At 57.8% G+C, this 15,396-nt stretch carries 9 protein-coding genes and 1 tRNA gene; 5 read left to right on the top strand and 5 right to left on the bottom strand.

The window, feature by feature from the left end; all coding sequences use genetic code 11:
• The first annotated feature begins 1 nt into the window (after nt 1).
• From ACI48D_RS22500 to ACI48D_RS22480, 5 genes are read left to right on the top strand one after another with little or no spacing between them, the layout of a single operon-like run.
• Complete coding sequence (locus tag ACI48D_RS22500; RefSeq protein ID WP_435573468.1) at nt 2-3,748, top strand: DUF6079 family protein; 3,747 nt, start codon at nt 2-4, stop codon at nt 3,746-3,748.
• A gap of 47 nt (nt 3,749-3,795) precedes the next feature.
• Entirely contained in the window at nt 3,796-6,579 is a 2,784-nt protein-coding gene (locus tag ACI48D_RS22495) for a DNA methyltransferase (protein ID WP_435573467.1), read from the top strand.
• Between the two features lie 2 nt (nt 6,580-6,581).
• On the top strand, nt 6,582-9,407 hold the full coding sequence (locus tag ACI48D_RS22490) for a DEAD/DEAH box helicase (protein WP_435573466.1): 2,826 nt from the start codon (nt 6,582-6,584) through the stop codon (nt 9,405-9,407).
• A complete protein-coding gene (gene pglZ / locus ACI48D_RS22485) occupies nt 9,404-11,449 on the top strand; it encodes a BREX-3 system phosphatase PglZ (protein WP_435573465.1) in 2,046 nt (681 codons plus the stop codon). Before ACI48D_RS22490 ends, pglZ begins: the two co-directional genes overlap by 4 nt.
• Complete coding sequence (locus tag ACI48D_RS22480) at nt 11,446-12,165, top strand: hypothetical protein (protein WP_435573464.1); 720 nt, start codon at nt 11,446-11,448, stop codon at nt 12,163-12,165. The genes pglZ and ACI48D_RS22480 overlap by 4 nt, the downstream gene beginning before the upstream one ends.
• Before the next feature lie 382 nt (nt 12,166-12,547).
• On the opposite strand, the gene ACI48D_RS22475 is transcribed toward ACI48D_RS22480, so the two are convergent.
• From ACI48D_RS22475 to ACI48D_RS22455, 5 genes are all read right to left on the bottom strand, one after another.
• Complete coding sequence (locus ACI48D_RS22475; protein ID WP_435573463.1) at nt 12,548-13,309, bottom strand: hypothetical protein; 762 nt, start codon at nt 13,307-13,309, stop codon at nt 12,548-12,550.
• Between the two features lie 82 nt (nt 13,310-13,391).
• Nucleotides 13,392-14,135 (bottom strand): hypothetical protein, encoded by a 744-nt coding sequence (locus ACI48D_RS22470; RefSeq protein ID WP_435573462.1) that lies wholly within the window; start codon nt 14,133-14,135, stop codon nt 13,392-13,394.
• A gap of 239 nt (nt 14,136-14,374) precedes the next feature.
• Nucleotides 14,375-14,450: transfer RNA gene (locus ACI48D_RS22465), tRNA-Phe, on the bottom strand.
• A gap of 43 nt (nt 14,451-14,493) precedes the next feature.
• Complete coding sequence (locus ACI48D_RS22460) at nt 14,494-14,979, bottom strand: acyl-CoA thioesterase (protein WP_435573461.1); 486 nt, start codon at nt 14,977-14,979, stop codon at nt 14,494-14,496.
• Between the two features lie 16 nt (nt 14,980-14,995).
• Nucleotides 14,996-15,396: amidohydrolase family protein (locus ACI48D_RS22455; RefSeq protein ID WP_435573460.1), on the bottom strand; the 401-nt coding region annotated here is incomplete at its 5' end.

The raw sequence follows: 15,396 nt of genomic DNA, 5'->3' as shown, positions 1-15,396 counted from the left end.
TATGGCCAAGAACATGAAATACGGAGATCTGATCCAGTTCGAGCAGATCGAGTCAGTCATTCAGCTGCTCGATGCCGGGCGCCCTGACGAGGCCAAGAAGCTCGTCGCGACCTATGTCATCTCCGACGACATGGCCGAGCGGATCTCCAAGCTCATGGTTCCCCAACTCAGTTTTGACGACTCGGTCGATCACAAGGGCGTGCTGATCGTCGGCAACTACGGCACGGGTAAGTCGCACTTGATGTCTGTGCTGTCGTTGGTGGCTGAAGACGCTGCCTACGCACCGATGATCCGCCACCCCAAGGTCGCCGAGGCGGTTGCCCCGATCGCTGGCCGCTTCAGGGTGCTGCGCATCGAGGTGGGTGGGCTGCAAATGCCGCTGCGCCAGATCATCACCCTGCAGCTTGAGCGTTTTCTCGAAAAGATTAGTGTCGACTACACCTTCCCGACCGCCGATAAGGAGCTCAACAACAAGGACTCCTTCGAGGAGATGATGGCCGCTTTTGCGGAGAAATTCCCGGACCAGGGCGTGCTGCTCGTTGTTGATGAATTCCTGGAGTACCTGCAGTCCCGTCGCGACCACGAGCTGGTGCAGGATCTGGCCATCCTGCGTCAGATCGGCGAAGTCACCAAGCACCTGAAGTTCCGTTTCGTGGCCGGTGTGCAAGAAGCCATCTTCGACAGTGTGCGCTTCCAGCACGTTGCCGACAGCATGCGCCGCGTCAACGAGCGCTTCACCCAGATCCTGATCGATCGCCAGGACGTCAGCTTCGTCGTCTCCGCGCGCCTGCTCAAGAAGACTGCCGACCAGCAGAACAAGATCCGCGAATACCTCACGCCGTTCGCCAAGTTCTACGGCTCCATGAACGAGCGCATGGATGAGTACGTGCGGCTGTTCCCGGTTCACCCGGACTACCTGAAGACCTTCGAGCAGATCCACTTCACCGAGAAGCGTGGCGCGCTCAAGACCATTGAGGCCGCCATGCTGGCCATCCTCGACCAGGAAGTGCCCGACGACAAGCCGCTGTTCATCAGCTACGAGAGCTTCTGGAACACCATCAAGGCCAACTCGGTCCTGCGCGCTGACCCCAACATCAAGGAAGTCATGCGCGTCTCCGAAGTGCTGGAGTCCCGCGTGCAGCAGGCCTTCACGCGCCCGGCCTACAAAGCCATGGCGCTGCGAGTCATTAATGCGTTGGCCGTCCATCGCTTGACCACGGGCGGCGACATTTATGTGCCCATTGGCCCTACGGCTGCCGAGCTGCGTGATGCGTTGTGTCTGTTTCAGCCGGGCGTGGACGACATGCCGGGCGATCCGGCCGAGAACTTGCTGTCTATGGTCCAAACTGTCATGCGGGAAGTGTTGAAGACCGTCAACGGCCAGTTCATCTCCAAGGCGCTGGACACCGAGCAGTACTACCTCGACCTCAAGAAAGACATCGACTACGACGCTCAGATCGAAAAGCGTGCCGATGGCCTATCGCCAGATGCTCTCGATCGTGCGTACTACCAAGCGTTACTCCAGATTGTTTCGGAGGATCCAAACAAGCCAAGTTACGTGACTGGATTCAAGATCTGGGAATATGAAGTCGAATGGATGGAAAAAAAGGTTGGCCGCAATGGCTACCTGTTCTTTGGTGCGCCGAACGATAGGCCGACCGCTCAGCCGGAGAGAGATTTCTACGTTTATTTCATTCAGCCGTTCGATGCGCCGAAGTTTACGGACAACTGTCTCGCTGACGAAGTGTTTTTCCGTCTGAAAGAACGGGATGAAGAATTCATGCGGCTCTTGTCGGCCCACGCAGCTGCACATGAGCTGGCGTCTACGGCAAGTAGCGGGGCGAAGGCCGTCTACTTATCGAAGACTAGTGAATACCTTCAACGGATGAGCAAGTGGCTGCAGGAAAAGCAGATGACCGCCTTCGAGGTTACCTACCAGGGCAAGAAGAAGAATCTGCAGGAGTGGGCCAAAGGCGTGTCGCTGCGTGACCGAGCGCGGCTCGGTGCGGACGAACGAATCAACTTCCGCGACGTGGTAAACGTCATTTCCGGCCTGGTGTTGGGCCAGCGCTTCGTCGATCTCTCGCCGGAATACCCCACCTTCTCAGTGCTGGTCACTGAGGCCAACCGCAAGCAACTAATCGGCAACGCGCTGCGCGCGTTGGCCGGCGGTACTCGCACCAAAGATGCGCTTGCCGTGCTCGACGCGCTGGAGCTGCTTGATGGCGACCGCGTCGATCCGGCCAACTCCCGCTACGCGCAGGAAGTGCTGAGCCGGCTTAAGGCCAAGGGCCACGGCCAGGTGCTCAACCGCAGCGAATTGCTGTCGGGCTCATCGGACGTCGAGTATTTCGCGCCGATCAAGTACCGGCTGGAGCCGGACCTGCTGGTCACCGTGCTGGGGGGGCTCGTCTACTCCGGTGATATCGTGCTGTCGATCACCGGCGAAAAGATCGACTCCGGCAAACTAACCCAGCTGGCAGAACGCTCGCTGGAGGAACTCAAGCAGTTCAAGCACGTCGAGGCTCCCAAGGAGATCAACCTCGCGGTGCTGCGTGCCTTGTTCGAGTTGTTCGACCTGCCGTCCGGCCTGGCCCAGAAGGCCAGCCAGGGCGACACCGAGCCGGTCATCAAACTGCAGGAGAAAGTCAGCGCGCTGGTGCCCCGCGTCCTCAAGGCCGGCTCCGACCTGCAGCAAGGCAAGCTCTGCTTCTGGGGCCAGAACCTGCTGCGCGAAGAAGAAGCCAGAGACTGGCACACCCGGCTGGATTCGCTGAAAAAGTTCACCGAGTCGCTGGCGCCGTACAATACAGTCGGGAAGCTCAAAAACCTGCGTGTCACCCATGAAGATTTGGACGGCCAGAAGAAGAATTTGGAGATACTGGTCGCCGTCGAGCGTCTGCTCGAACTGGTGGCGGAGCTGGGCAGCACGGCGTCCTACCTCTCGCAGGCCGAAATGGTCTTGTCCGCCGAGCATCCGTGGGTGAAGCAGGCCGAAGCCGCCCGCAAGGCGCTGCAGGCCAAGCTGAGCCAGGACCGCACCGCCGAGCACGCCGCCGAATATCGGAAAACGCTCAACCAGCTCAAGAAGGACTACATCACGGCCTACATCGCGAGCCACAGCAAGGCGCGGCTGGGGGTGGCCGAGGACAAGACTCGAAACGCGCTGCGCAAGGACGACCGCTTGGTGGCGTTGCGCGTGTTAGCCGGCGTGTCGCTAATGCCCACCAGCCAGCTCGCCGCGTTCGAGGAGTCGCTCAACGGCCTGAAGAGCTGTTCCTCGCTGGATGAGCCGACCTTGGTTACGGTAGCCGTCTGCCCGCACTGCCAGTTCCGGCCGTCTGCCGAGCAATTGGAGTTGGTCCCGGCGGCCAACCGCCTGCACAAGCTAGACCACGATCTGGATCAGTTGGTGACCAACTGGCAGCAGACCCTGCTGGAGAACCTGGAAGACCCGTTCACGCAGGACAGCCTGGGCCTGTTGCCGCCCGCATCCAAGAAACTGATCGATGCCTTCCTGACCTCGCGCAAGCTGCCTGACCCGATGACCAGCGAGTTTGCCAACGCCGTCCAAGAGGCGCTGTCGGGGCTGGAGAAGATCGCGGTCAAGGGCGATGAGATCAAGCATGCACTGCTGCAAGGCGGCTCGCCGGCTACGCCGGACGACCTGCGCAAGCGCTTCGACACCTTCATGAATGAGCGCTGCAAGGGCAAAGATGCCACCAAGCTGCGCTTCGTGATCGAGTGACACGGGGATCGCTCGACCATGACAACAAGAATCTGAGGAAAAAACGGATGAACGACTTACTGCAAGGCCAAACGACTGGCTTGACCGGCCCGGTGGAATGCCTTGGCCAGACATTTTCAAATGACAATGCCCGTCGTGAGCATTTCACGAAACTTCTCGCTGAGAAACTAAAGGAGCCTGAGTTTCGCAAGCAGAAGGGCTTCCCTAAGGGTACTGATGAAGCCATTTTGGCGCTGTCTGATCCCCCCTATTACACCGCGTGTCCAAATCCATTCATTGCAGACTTTGTCCGTCATTACGGCAAACCTTACGACCCGAGCGTTAAGTACAGTCGTGAGCCCCTCGCTATCGATGCTTCGGTGGGGAAAAGTGATCCAATCTACAAAGCGCACTCCTATCACACGAAAGTTCCTCATTTGGCGATCGTTCCGTCAATTCTGCATTACACCGAGCCAGGTGACATCGTGCTCGATGGCTTCTGTGGCTCAGGAATGACTGGCGTGGCGGCGCAATGGTGCGGTGCCGCCCCGAATGCTTACAGACATGAGTTGGAAGCGGAATGGAAGAAACAGGGGCGGTCTTTACCAAAATGGGGCGTGAGGCGGACCGTTTTGAACGATCTGTCTCCCGCTGCGACTTTTATCGCTGCCAATTACAACCTTCCTTTCGAAATTCACAGTTTCCTCGCGGAGGCGGAAAGAATTCTGGATGAGTTGCGAAATGAAGTCGGCTGGATGTACGCGTCGAGCCTGGATGGAAAGTCTGGCGACATCGATTTCACGGTTTGGTCGGAAGTGTTTACCTGTCCGGAGTGCGCCGGCGAAATCGTCTTTTTGGATCATGCGCTCGATGATGAATCGCAAAGAGTCAAAGACTCATTCGCATGTCCTCATTGTGGAGCGGATCTTGGTAAGAAAGATCTGGATTTAGCCTTCGATACAATTTTAGATGGCGCGACGATGGAATCCAAAAAGCGCCCTAGAAGAAAACCCGTTCTAATCAAGATGACTTGCGGGTCGAAGAAATTCACTAAGTCTGTTGATCCAAAAGACCTTGAGGTTCTCGAAAAAATAGCGGCACTTCCCCATCCAAAAAACGCTCCTAGCATAGCTTTCCCCGATATGCAGATGATGCGTGTGGGGCGCATGAAGACTACGAATGTTGTTCATGTTCACGACTTATTTCTTCCTCGAACGATTCAGGTTTTATCCCGATTCTTTGAAAAGGTAAGCGCGGTTAAAGATGCGTCAATTAGGAAAGCCCTAAAAATTATCGCACAACATCAGTTCGTAAATGCCTCGGTTATGAACCGATACCGCCCTGCGTCGTCGTTCGGAAATTCTCCTCTAACGGGTGTTTTCTATGTTTCGTCGTTGGTCGCAGAAGCCAATGTTTTCGATCTGCTCCAGGGGAGCATTAATCGAATTAAACGAATGGAGAAGAGTGCTTGGGGTAGGCTCCATGGTGCGGGTGACAACGTGATAATTTCGGCGGGCGACGCAGCAAATATTTCTGGTCTGCCGAACTCCAGCATTGACTATATCTTCACAGATCCTCCATTTGGGGAAAACATCTATTATTCTGATCTAAATTATCTGGTTGAGTCTTGGTATAGCGTTATTAGCGACGCTGCCCCTGAGGCGATTGTCGATCGAGTAAAGAACAAAGATGTGTCTGAGTACCAGCGTCTCATGCATCGCTGCTTCGCTGAGTACTATCGTGTCCTGAAACCGGGGCGCTGGATGACTGTTGTTTTTTCAAATAGTCGTGCTGCAGTCTGGAATGCAATTCAAGTCGCGTTGCAGCAAGTGGGGTTTGTCGTAGCGGAGGTTACAACGCTGGACAAGGTTCATCTCAGCTTTCAGCAAGTAGTTTCGCCAAACGCAATCAAGCAGGATCTGGTTATCTCCGCCTACAAACCGAACGGAGGTCTAGAAGATCGCTTTAATCGAAGTGGAGCAACGATCGAGTCTGTGTGGGACTTCGTGCAGACCCATTTGAAACAGTTGCCGGTTACCAAAGTGACAAACGGTTATCCTCAGGAGTTGCTAAACATTGTTGAGCGAGACCCGCGTCGTATCTACGACCGAATGGCTTCTTGGTTCATCCGCCACGGCGCCATGGTGCCAATCTCGACACCTGAATTTTTAGGTGAACTACCAGTTCGCTTTCGCGAGATGGACGGCATGGTGTTTCTGCCCGATCAACTGGTCGAGTATGAGAAGGCGCGATCGCGCATTCCGCAGGTCAAGCAAGCGGAGCTGTTCGTTTCCGACGAACGCAGCGCCATCGACTGGCTGACCAGCTTCCTGCTGAAGCGCCCATCGACGCGGGCAGAGATTCATCCCGAGTACATCCCACAGATCGGTTCGGCCAAGCGTAAGGGTGAGATCATTCCAGAGTTGGACGAGCTGCTCGAGGACAACTTTCTGAAGTATGACGGTACAGGTGAGGTGCCCAGCCAGATCCACAGCTATCTCTCCTCAAACCATAAAGACCAGCGTGGACTCGACAAAAGTGACCCAGCGCTAGTTGCCAAGGCCAAGGACCGTTGGTACGTACCTGATCCAAATAAGGCGCAGGATCTGGAGAAGAAGCGCGAGAAGGCGCTGCTAAAAGAGTTCGAGACCTATAAGGCTTTTACCGGTCGCAAGATCAAGGAATCGCGCCTGGAAGTGCTGCGAGCCGGTTTCCGCGCTGCATGGGCAACCAAGGACTATCAGACCATCATCAGCATCGCGAACAAGCTACCAGAGGAAACGCTGCAGGAAGACGAGAAGCTCCTGACGCTCCATGACCTCGCGTTGACCCGCACCGAGGACGGGATCTGAGCGTGGCCGGCAGCGGGTTCACCATTGGCGACTGGTGCTGGTTCACCCGGCATTCATCGCCCTGCCGCGTGGTCGATCGGCAGGATGTGTGGGGCGAGGTTGCCTATCGCGTGTGGTTGCCTGCCAAGGACGCGGTGGTACGCGCTCGGGCGGTGGAACTGGCCTCGCTGGAAAGCGTGCGCCCGAGCGTAGAGCAGATTCTGCACACCGCGGCGGCGGCTAAGCTGCTAGACGCGCTGGAGGACAACCTGCTGCTGGCGCCGATCCAGTCCAGCGTGGTGCCACTGCCGCACCAGCTCTACGCGTTGAACCGCGCCATCAGCCGCGACCGCATTCGCTATTTGCTAGCCGATGAAGTGGGCCTCGGAAAGACGATCGAGGCCGGCTTAGTGCTGCGCGAATTGAAGTTGCGTGGTCGGGTGAAGCGCATCCTGGTGGTCGCGCCCAAAGGATTGGTACGCCAGTGGCAGGCCGAAATGCGGCTGCACTTTGGCGAGAAGTTCCAGTTCATCGAACCGTTCGAGCTGGCGGCCTTCCGCCAGTGGCGCAGCGGCACAAGCGAGGAAGAGAACCTGTGGCGCATGCACGACCAGGTGATCTGCTCGCTGGATTCGGTGAAGCCGCTGGAAAGCCGTCGAGGCTGGAGCCTGGAGCAACTCAACACCTACAACCGCGAGCGCTTCGAGGACCTGATCTCAGCGTCGTGGGATCTGGTCATCATCGACGAAGCTCACCGCATGGGTGGCAGTACCGAGCAGGTGGCGCGCTACAAGCTGGGTGCGGCGCTGGCTGAAGCCTCCCCCTATCTCTTGCTGCTGTCTGCCACACCTCACCAGGGCAAGACCGACCAGTTCATGCGGCTGATGCAGTTGTTGGATCGCGAAGCCTTCCCGGACGAGACCAGCGTCAGCCGCGATCGGGTGCGCCCTTTCGTGATCCGCACCGAGAAGCGCGCATCGATCAACGCCGAGGGCCAGCCGCTGTTCAAGCCCCGTGTTACCCGACTGCAGGCGGTGGCTTGGCAGGCCCGACATGGCTCGCAGCAGCGCCTTTACGAGGCGGTAACCGACTATGTGCGCCACGGCTACAACCAGGCCATGGCCGCCAAGCAACGTCACATCGGCTTCTTGATGATCCTGATGCAGCGGCTGGTGACGTCCAGCACGGCTGCCATCCGCACCACGCTAGAGAAGCGCCAAGCCCTGCTTGATGCGTCGCAGCCGCAGGCCAACCTGTTCGAGAACACCAGTGCCGACGAGTGGGCAGACCTAGATGGCCAGTCTCAGGTGGATCTGGCCATGCAGTCCAGTGGATGGCAACTGGAAAAGTCGGAAGTCGAGGTGCTGTTGGAGCTGGCGCGGGAAACCGAGGCCGCTGGCACTGATGCCAAGGCCGAGGCGCTCCTGGAGCTGATCTACAAGCTGCAGCAAGAAGAAAGCGACCAGGCGCTGAAGGTGCTGATCTTTACCGAGTTCGTACCGACGCAAGCGATGCTGGCCGACTACTTGGAGAGCCGTGGTTTCTCGGTAGCGACACTCAACGGCAGCATGGACCTGGAAGCGCGCACGCGGGCACAACAGGTGTTCTCGAAGGATGTGCGCGTGCTGATTTCGACGGATGCCGGTGGTGAAGGACTGAACCTGCAGTTCTGCCATGTCATCGTCAACTTCGACATGCCGTGGAATCCGATGCGGATCGAGCAGCGCATTGGCCGGGTGGACCGCATCGGACAGAAGCACGTTGTTCGCGCCATCAACTTTGTGCTCGAAGACACCGTGGAGCATCGAGTGCGCCAGGTGTTGGAGGCAAAGCTCGAGGTCATCGCGCAGGAGTTTGGCGTCGACAAGGCGGCCGACGTGATGGATTCGGTCGAAGCCGACCCGATCTTCGACGAGCTGTTCGTGCATGGTCTACAGAACCCGGATGCCATCGAACAGGAATGCGACGCGGTGGTGTCGCAGCTTCGATCCACCCTGACGGAGTCGAAGAAGAACAGCGATCTACTCACCACAGAGCACGATCTGGACGCTGATGATGCCCGCAAGTGGCGCGACCACCCGGCGCAGTTCTGGCTGGAGCGCGCCATTACCAGCGGGTTGGCTGCGCGCGGCGGTGCAGCAGCAAAAGTTGGTAAGGCGTGGCGGGTGAGGTGGGCAGATGGCAGCGAGTCGGCACAGGCCTGTTTTGACGCTCGCACGGCGGATGAAAACCCGGAGTTGGAATGGGTCACGATGGAGGACCCACGCGCTCGTGCTGTGATCAGTGAGCTGCCCCGCTCTGTCGCCGGTCAGCCACTGCCGGTGATCCGCGTGACCGGTCTTCCGGACTCGGTATGCGGCATCTGGTCGCTGTGGGAGATCAGTCTGGCGGCTGAGGGCTTGAGCCGGAAGCGCTTCCTGCCCGTGTTCATCAACGAGGAAGGCCGGCCCTTCGTCCCGACCGCCAAGCGCGTCTGGGATCTGCTGCTCACTGAGACCGTAGACGTGCATGCCGTGACAAGTGCCGAGGAGTCGGTGAGTTGGTTCGAGGCATCGCATTCGGCTGCGAGCACACAGGGAGAACGGATCTTCACTGAGCTGCTGACTGAACACCGCGCCCGGCTGAAGGAAGAGCGCGAACGTGCAGTGTATGCGTTTGAGGCCAGAGGTCAGGCCATTGGGCGCATTGGCTTACCCGCCGTGCGTGAGCACCGGCGCAAGCGGCTGCAGCAAGAACACGATGCACGTATGGCCGCGCTGGAAGACATGGAGACCAGCGTGCCGGATTTGAATGCCGTGATGATGGTGCGCGTCTCCGGCAATGTGATACCCGGAGGACATGTGGGATGAGCCAGTGGTCAGAACGCATTCTCAGCCACTTCACGGCCGATCTCACCCGGCTGTGGGTGGCGTGCGACCCCGACGATGTGCTGCTGGACGAAAAGGTGTTGTCTGAACTGCGCGGTCGCGGCTTCGAGGTGATGCTGTACGAAGACCCGTTCGCCTTCCGTGCTGAATACGAGGAACGCTATCGCGCAGCGTGGGATCACGGTGAGCCGGGGCCAGCGCCTTCGCTGGTTCTGCACCTGCGGAGCGCCGACGCGAATCCGCTGCCTTGGGACATTGTGCACCACGGACGTGTGGTTCGATTGAGCCTCGCGGAGCTCTTCCCCAGGCTGGCATACAGCGCGGTCCAGCAAGTCGAGCCGGAGCATTTGGCGGGGCTGTTTCATGCCCACCAAACCGAATTACAGTCAGCGCGCGGCGAGAACGAGTCCAAGGACTTCATTCTCGAACACGTTTACCAACTCACGCCGAGATCGATTCGCAACCCGGTCGACTTCTGGCGTGAGCTGCTGCGCATGCACTTCGCCAACCGCTCGTTGCCGTCACTGTTTGCCGAGCATGCGGCAGGCATCATGCAGGGCAAAGGATTGTTTGTGGACCTGCCCGTCGCCACGTGGTTGGCATCCAAGAGTGCGCTGTTGCGCGTGGTGCAAGATGCGTGGTATCGCTACCTGACGACCCTTGGGCTTGATGGCACGCGTACCGGGGAGTCGCCGCCGCCAGCCTATTTGGAAAAAGAGGGTGTCGCCAAGATCGAAATTCCGTTCGATCACTCAGATGTGCAGGTGCTGGTCGATTCCATGTTTCTCAACGGCAGCTTACATCCTCTGGCGGTGCACAACGTTCCGGCGCGGATTCCGAGTTGGATCAAGGCCGGAATTGTCCGGGACCCGGCGGCATTGCAGGCTTTAATACTCAAAGGTATCGATGGCCTGATCGAGATGACCCCAACGCTGGCATCTTCGCACAAGGACTGGAACGAGTTCGCCAAGCGCTACGGTGAGATTCTGGCACGCACGTATGGCCTGCGCGGCACAGAAAGCAGCGAATACCTGCCGGCGGCTCTCGGTCAACAAATTGTGGAACGCATTAAGACTTTGCAGGCGCAATCAGACGAGCATTTGCAAGCCTGGGTCGCTTCCCAGCATTACGCCGACCTGATCCTGCAGCCGGTGACCAAAGGCCCGGTGATGGTACACCACGTGCCGCGTTTTTTGCGCCATCGGCGGTCTGCAGGGGAAGCTAAGGTGGCTCTCCTGGTATTCGACGGCCTGGCCCTCGACCAGTGGGTGCAGATCCGCGAGCGCCTGATTGCCACCACGAAGCGCTTCGCATTTGACGAAGGAACCGTATTCGCATGGCTCCCGACCGTGACATCGGTGTCGCGCCAAGCGCTGTTCTCCGGCTTGAAACCGCGAGAGTTCGAAGACTCCATCGACAGGACGGACAGGGAGGAGTTCTTGTGGAAGACCTTCTGGCAGAACGAAGGTGTCAACTCAAATGAAGTAATGTATCGACGAGCACTGCGACACACCCGTCAGCTCGACGCACTGGACGCGGATTTGATTGACCGACGCCCGACGGTGGTGGGTCTGGTCATCGATGAGGTGGACGATCGGCTCCACAAGGAGCGGTCCAAGAAGGACGTGGCGATGTGGATCGAGAACTGGTTGACGACTGGTTTCGTCGACCGGCTGTTCTCGCTGCTGCTGGACAAGGGATACCACATCTATCTCACAGCGGACCACGGGAATGTGGAGTCCACTGGTGTCGGTAGACCCAACCAGGGCGTCATTGCCGAAACGCGGGGCGAGCGCGTGCGGGTGTATCGGAGCGAACCGTTGCTGACCGATTCTGCAGCGGCTTGTCCCAACACAATGAGGCTGGACATAGCTGGACTACCCGCGAACTTCATGCCCTTATTCGCAGGTGGACGAAACGCCTTTGTGCCCGAGGGAGAGCAGGTGGTAGTCCACGGCGGGGTGTCGGTCGAAGAGCTGATCGTGCCCTTTGTAAAAGTTAGTTATGTGATTGGTACCGAATGAATTCATCAGCCCCAAGGATCGGCTTTGATCGGTTCATTCAGCTTGATTGGGCGGCTGCGGCACTGAACATTCGTGCAGGCGTGGCTAAACTAGATGATCTGAATGCACTGCTCGATGCAGCCGAGCTTAGCGTGGAAGCTAAGAAAAAAACACGCACTGTACTAAATCGGCTGTGGCTGGAGCCGCGCGCCGAATTGATCGATTACGCGGATCGCGGTGTGGCCATCCACAAGACGCAGCCGGACATTCCTATTGCAGCGCTGTGCTGGGGAATGTCTGTGGCGACGTACCCGTTCTTTGGCAAGGTTGCCGAGTTGGTGGGCCGTCTATCTGCCATTCAGGGCGACTGCGCGTCCGCAGAGGTCCATCGGCGCATGAGCGAGACCTATGGGGAGCGGGAAGGCACACGACGCATGACCAACATGGTCATCCAGAGCCAGGCGAGTTGGGGCGCAGTGGAGCGGGCTGAGAAAGGCAAGCGTGTCATCCGGCTGACGCCAACACCGATCGAGAACGATGAACTCACGGTTTGGTTGATTGAGGCTGCGGTGCGATATGCTGGCAAACCTGTATCTGTGACCAACCTTCAATCGCTGCCCGTGTTGTTCCCGTTGACTTTCACGCGACCTCTGGCCTACCTCGTGTCGAATAGTGCCAACCTGACCATTCGATCCGAAGGGCCGAGCAATCAGTTTGTTGTCATGAGGAGTAGGTAGTCGTTATCGCGCTGCTGGACAGATGAACGATTTTGGCGGATGCCGGGCGAAGGTTTCATGGACATCGAATTGCACAGGAATTGGCCCGAACGCTCGACTTTTGGAAGTTGAAAACAAAAACGCCAACCAGCATGGTTTGGCGTTTTACTTGAGATGTTCTTAGTGGCCCAGGGGCGGAATCGAACTGTCGACACAAGGATTTTCAGATCGATGCTCGCTCGAAGCTATGTCTCTTGGCATGCCAATGCAGGAGTAACTCTATTATTCTGCCCACGAAACTGAGGGTATGCGGTCATTTTCGGAGGAACGATGCCTGACCGGACCATTCTGTAGTTGTCTTCACAGCATCGTGGATGAACGAAGAGAGACCAGCGAATGCCCGCTAGCTCGCCAATTCGATTACCCGGCGAGCACCCTCCAAAGCATTGTTAACTGCGAACCAGCGCAATTTCACTGCGTCTGCTTCCTGTTCTATCTCCAGTCGGTTTGCTCTCAGAACGTCTCGCTGTTTAGAGCCTAACGTGGCGTCATCGTCGCGAGGCACCGCTGCAATTAATGCTGAAGAGGTAACCCCCGAAATTTCCCGTGCCCGTTGGAGTTCAAAGATTCGCGCGCGCGCGTCTCGCATGCTCGCGCTTTGCCGCACAGGATGAAGGACCGTAAAATGCAGAATTGCTTTTGGTGAGCAGAAACCGAATTTTACGGTTATCCCACCGTGGACAAGCTCTGCACCACGTCCAAAACCGCTCAGGAGATCGGGGCGAACGCTTATGACCTCTTGCTTCACCTCAGATCCAAACCGACGGTTTACCTCTTCTTGCTGGGGCGAATCCGCCTCATCGGGCTCATCCAGTTTATCAAGATTGCCAAGGCTGCTATATAGCAGACATGCAGTTTGAAGAAGATCGGTCACTGTCTGCGCTTCCGTCGCGCGTAAAGGGCCGGGATAAACTCCTGATATAGGCGCGGAAAATGCGTCAATGGATTTCGAGGCAGAAGCGGCGACTTCGAATACCGTTAGCGAGTGATCAATGAGGCGGCGCAGGCCTGCAGCAGCCTTACCAAACAAACAGTCGAGCACATCGTTTCTTATCGTTCGAACGGCCTTGTATTCGTTATTAAATCCATGCAGGACTCCGACCATGAGCCGCTCGCCGGTTCCAGCGACAGGCTCCCAATAGAGTGCCCGCCATGGCCAAGTGCGTATATCGGGCTTCGGAAGCACGTTAGACTCTATCATGGTTAGTTAGGAGATCTAATGGACGGGGAAACCTGGCAACTAAACGATTCCCGATGGCGTTCAACCTGGTTGCTATCAATGGAACAACACCAGTAGTCGGCACCGTAACTGAAGATAGTGCTGTCTCGGCCGAAGCCGGGGCACTTCTGTCCAATAGTAGGGCCTGTGCGATCGCGCTACGCTGAAGGCGCTCATCTTGTCCAATGAATAATGCCATATCGCACAGTTTGTTAGCGTCCTGAAGATGAGAGCCCTGACCTAGTGCGAGAGCATGATCTATCCAGGCCTCAGTATTTCCATCCCAAAGGATGTTACCAAGATTCCTATCGCGATTATCAATGGCTTCATCGCACGCCGCTGCGAGTGGTGTCGTCGGCAGGCTGCATGCCAGTGCAGCACAGACTTGTAACGCAGCTTCCTGTGCCGGCCCTTTGGGCAGACTATCCAAGTTGAGCGATTGTTTGAGGTTGGGGTAGCCAACATCGGCACTTGCAAAAGCCATTGCGCCAGCTTCATCGATCAAAAATGGCAGAGGGACCGGTAGATTCCATTTGCTCAGTAGCAAGGCAGAGAACGCCTCGGCCATAATTTGGCCGACCGGTCCTCTCTTCAATATAGCAGAGCGCTTCGTACCATCTTGCAGCCGAATTACGCAACGTAGTGCGCCCGAGATCCCATCCCCGGCAGGTGTTTCACTTCCGTTCACAATGGTCGCGATATGAATTTCCATTCTCACCACTCTAGCTAGGATGGACTATGTACGCCGCAGAAAAACTACTTATTGCCTGCCGTTGCTATGTAGACAATGACATAGTGTACGAGCGCTAACAGGGCTATGTCTAGGGAAAGAATACCTGGAAGGCGAAAGCTGGGGCGCAGCGACCTGAAATGGGCCGGGCACAAGGACTTTGTGAACGAGGAAAAAATAACGCCCACTTGCATGAGTGGGCGTTGCGTGAGGTATGTTCTTGGTGGCCCGGGGCGGAATCGAACCACCGACACAAGGATTTTCAATCCTCTGCTCTACCAACTGAGCTACCAGGCCAAGGCGGCGAATTATAGCACGCCGCCCCACCTCGTCCATAGTTCTACGAACGCGAGGCCTGGCGTTCGGCGTGCTGGCGGTCCAGCGCCAGGCGCAGCTCCTTGCGGCCCTTGGCTTCCTCGAAGCGGCGCGCTTCGTTCGGGGTGGACGGTGCCAGCTGTGGCACCGGCACCGGTTTCTTGTCCTCGCCGACCGCCACCATGGTAAAGAAACAACTGTTCACATGGCGCACTTCCTGGGTGCGGATGCTTTCGGCCAGCACCTTGATGCCGATTTCCATTGAGCTGCGCCCGGTGTAGTTGACGGCCGCCAGGAAGGTCACCAGCTCGCCCACGTGGATCGGCTGGCGGAAGGTGACCTGGTCGACGCTCATCGTCACCACGTAGGCGCCGGCGTAGCGGCTGGCGCAGGCGTAGGCGACCTGGTCGAGCAGCTTGAGGATGTGGCCGCCGTGGACGTTACCGGAAAAATTGGCGGTGTCCGGGGTCATCAGCACCGTCATGCTGAGCTGATGGTTGGGAAGATTCATTGATACTCCTTGCAAATTAACGGGTGCCGACCATGCCTCGCACCGAGGCATTCAGTCTGGCGGGATCATAGCCCACGCCGTCCTTGAACACGATCTCGACGTTTTCGATGTCCTGGATGCGGCGGCCCGGGTCACCGTCCACGACGACCAGGTCGGCGTTCTTGCCGGCTTCGACGGTGCCGATGCGGTCCAGCTTGCCGAGGTAGCGCGCGCCGTTCGCGGTCGCGACCCGGATCGCTTCCACCGGGCTAAAGCCCGCTTCGACCAGCAGCTCGACTTCGCGGTGGTCGCCGAAGCCGGGCAGCACACCGCCGTTGCCGGTCGGGTCGGGGCCGGCCAGCAGCAGGCCGCCGGCGCGCACGAAGGCCAGCTCGAACGCCATCTCCTTCTTCAGCGCCGCTTCCTGCTTGGCGGCGC

Source organism: Massilia sp. LXY-6 (assembly GCF_051233485.1).
Taxonomy (GTDB): domain Bacteria; phylum Pseudomonadota; class Gammaproteobacteria; order Burkholderiales; family Burkholderiaceae_D; genus Telluria.
The sequence above is the reverse complement of the archived record's forward strand: the minus strand, read 5'-3'. Positions and strand labels throughout refer to the sequence as shown.

Excerpts from the sequence above, each read along its gene's own strand:
- pglZ (WP_435573465.1), top strand. The coding sequence starts at position 9,404 with ATGAGCCAGTGGTCAGAACGCATTCTCAGCCACTTCACGGCCGATCTC.
- ACI48D_RS22480 (WP_435573464.1), top strand. The coding sequence starts at position 11,446 with ATGAATTCATCAGCCCCAAGGATCGGCTTTGATCGGTTCATTCAGCTT.
- ACI48D_RS22495 (WP_435573467.1), top strand. The coding sequence starts at position 3,796 with ATGAACGACTTACTGCAAGGCCAAACGACTGGCTTGACCGGCCCGGTG.
- ACI48D_RS22460 (WP_435573461.1), bottom strand. The coding sequence starts at position 14,979 with ATGAATCTTCCCAACCATCAGCTCAGCATGACGGTGCTGATGACCCCG.
- ACI48D_RS22470 (WP_435573462.1), bottom strand. The coding sequence starts at position 14,135 with ATGGAAATTCATATCGCGACCATTGTGAACGGAAGTGAAACACCTGCC.
- ACI48D_RS22500 (WP_435573468.1), top strand. The coding sequence starts at position 2 with ATGGCCAAGAACATGAAATACGGAGATCTGATCCAGTTCGAGCAGATC.
- ACI48D_RS22475 (WP_435573463.1), bottom strand. The coding sequence starts at position 13,309 with ATGGTCGGAGTCCTGCATGGATTTAATAACGAATACAAGGCCGTTCGA.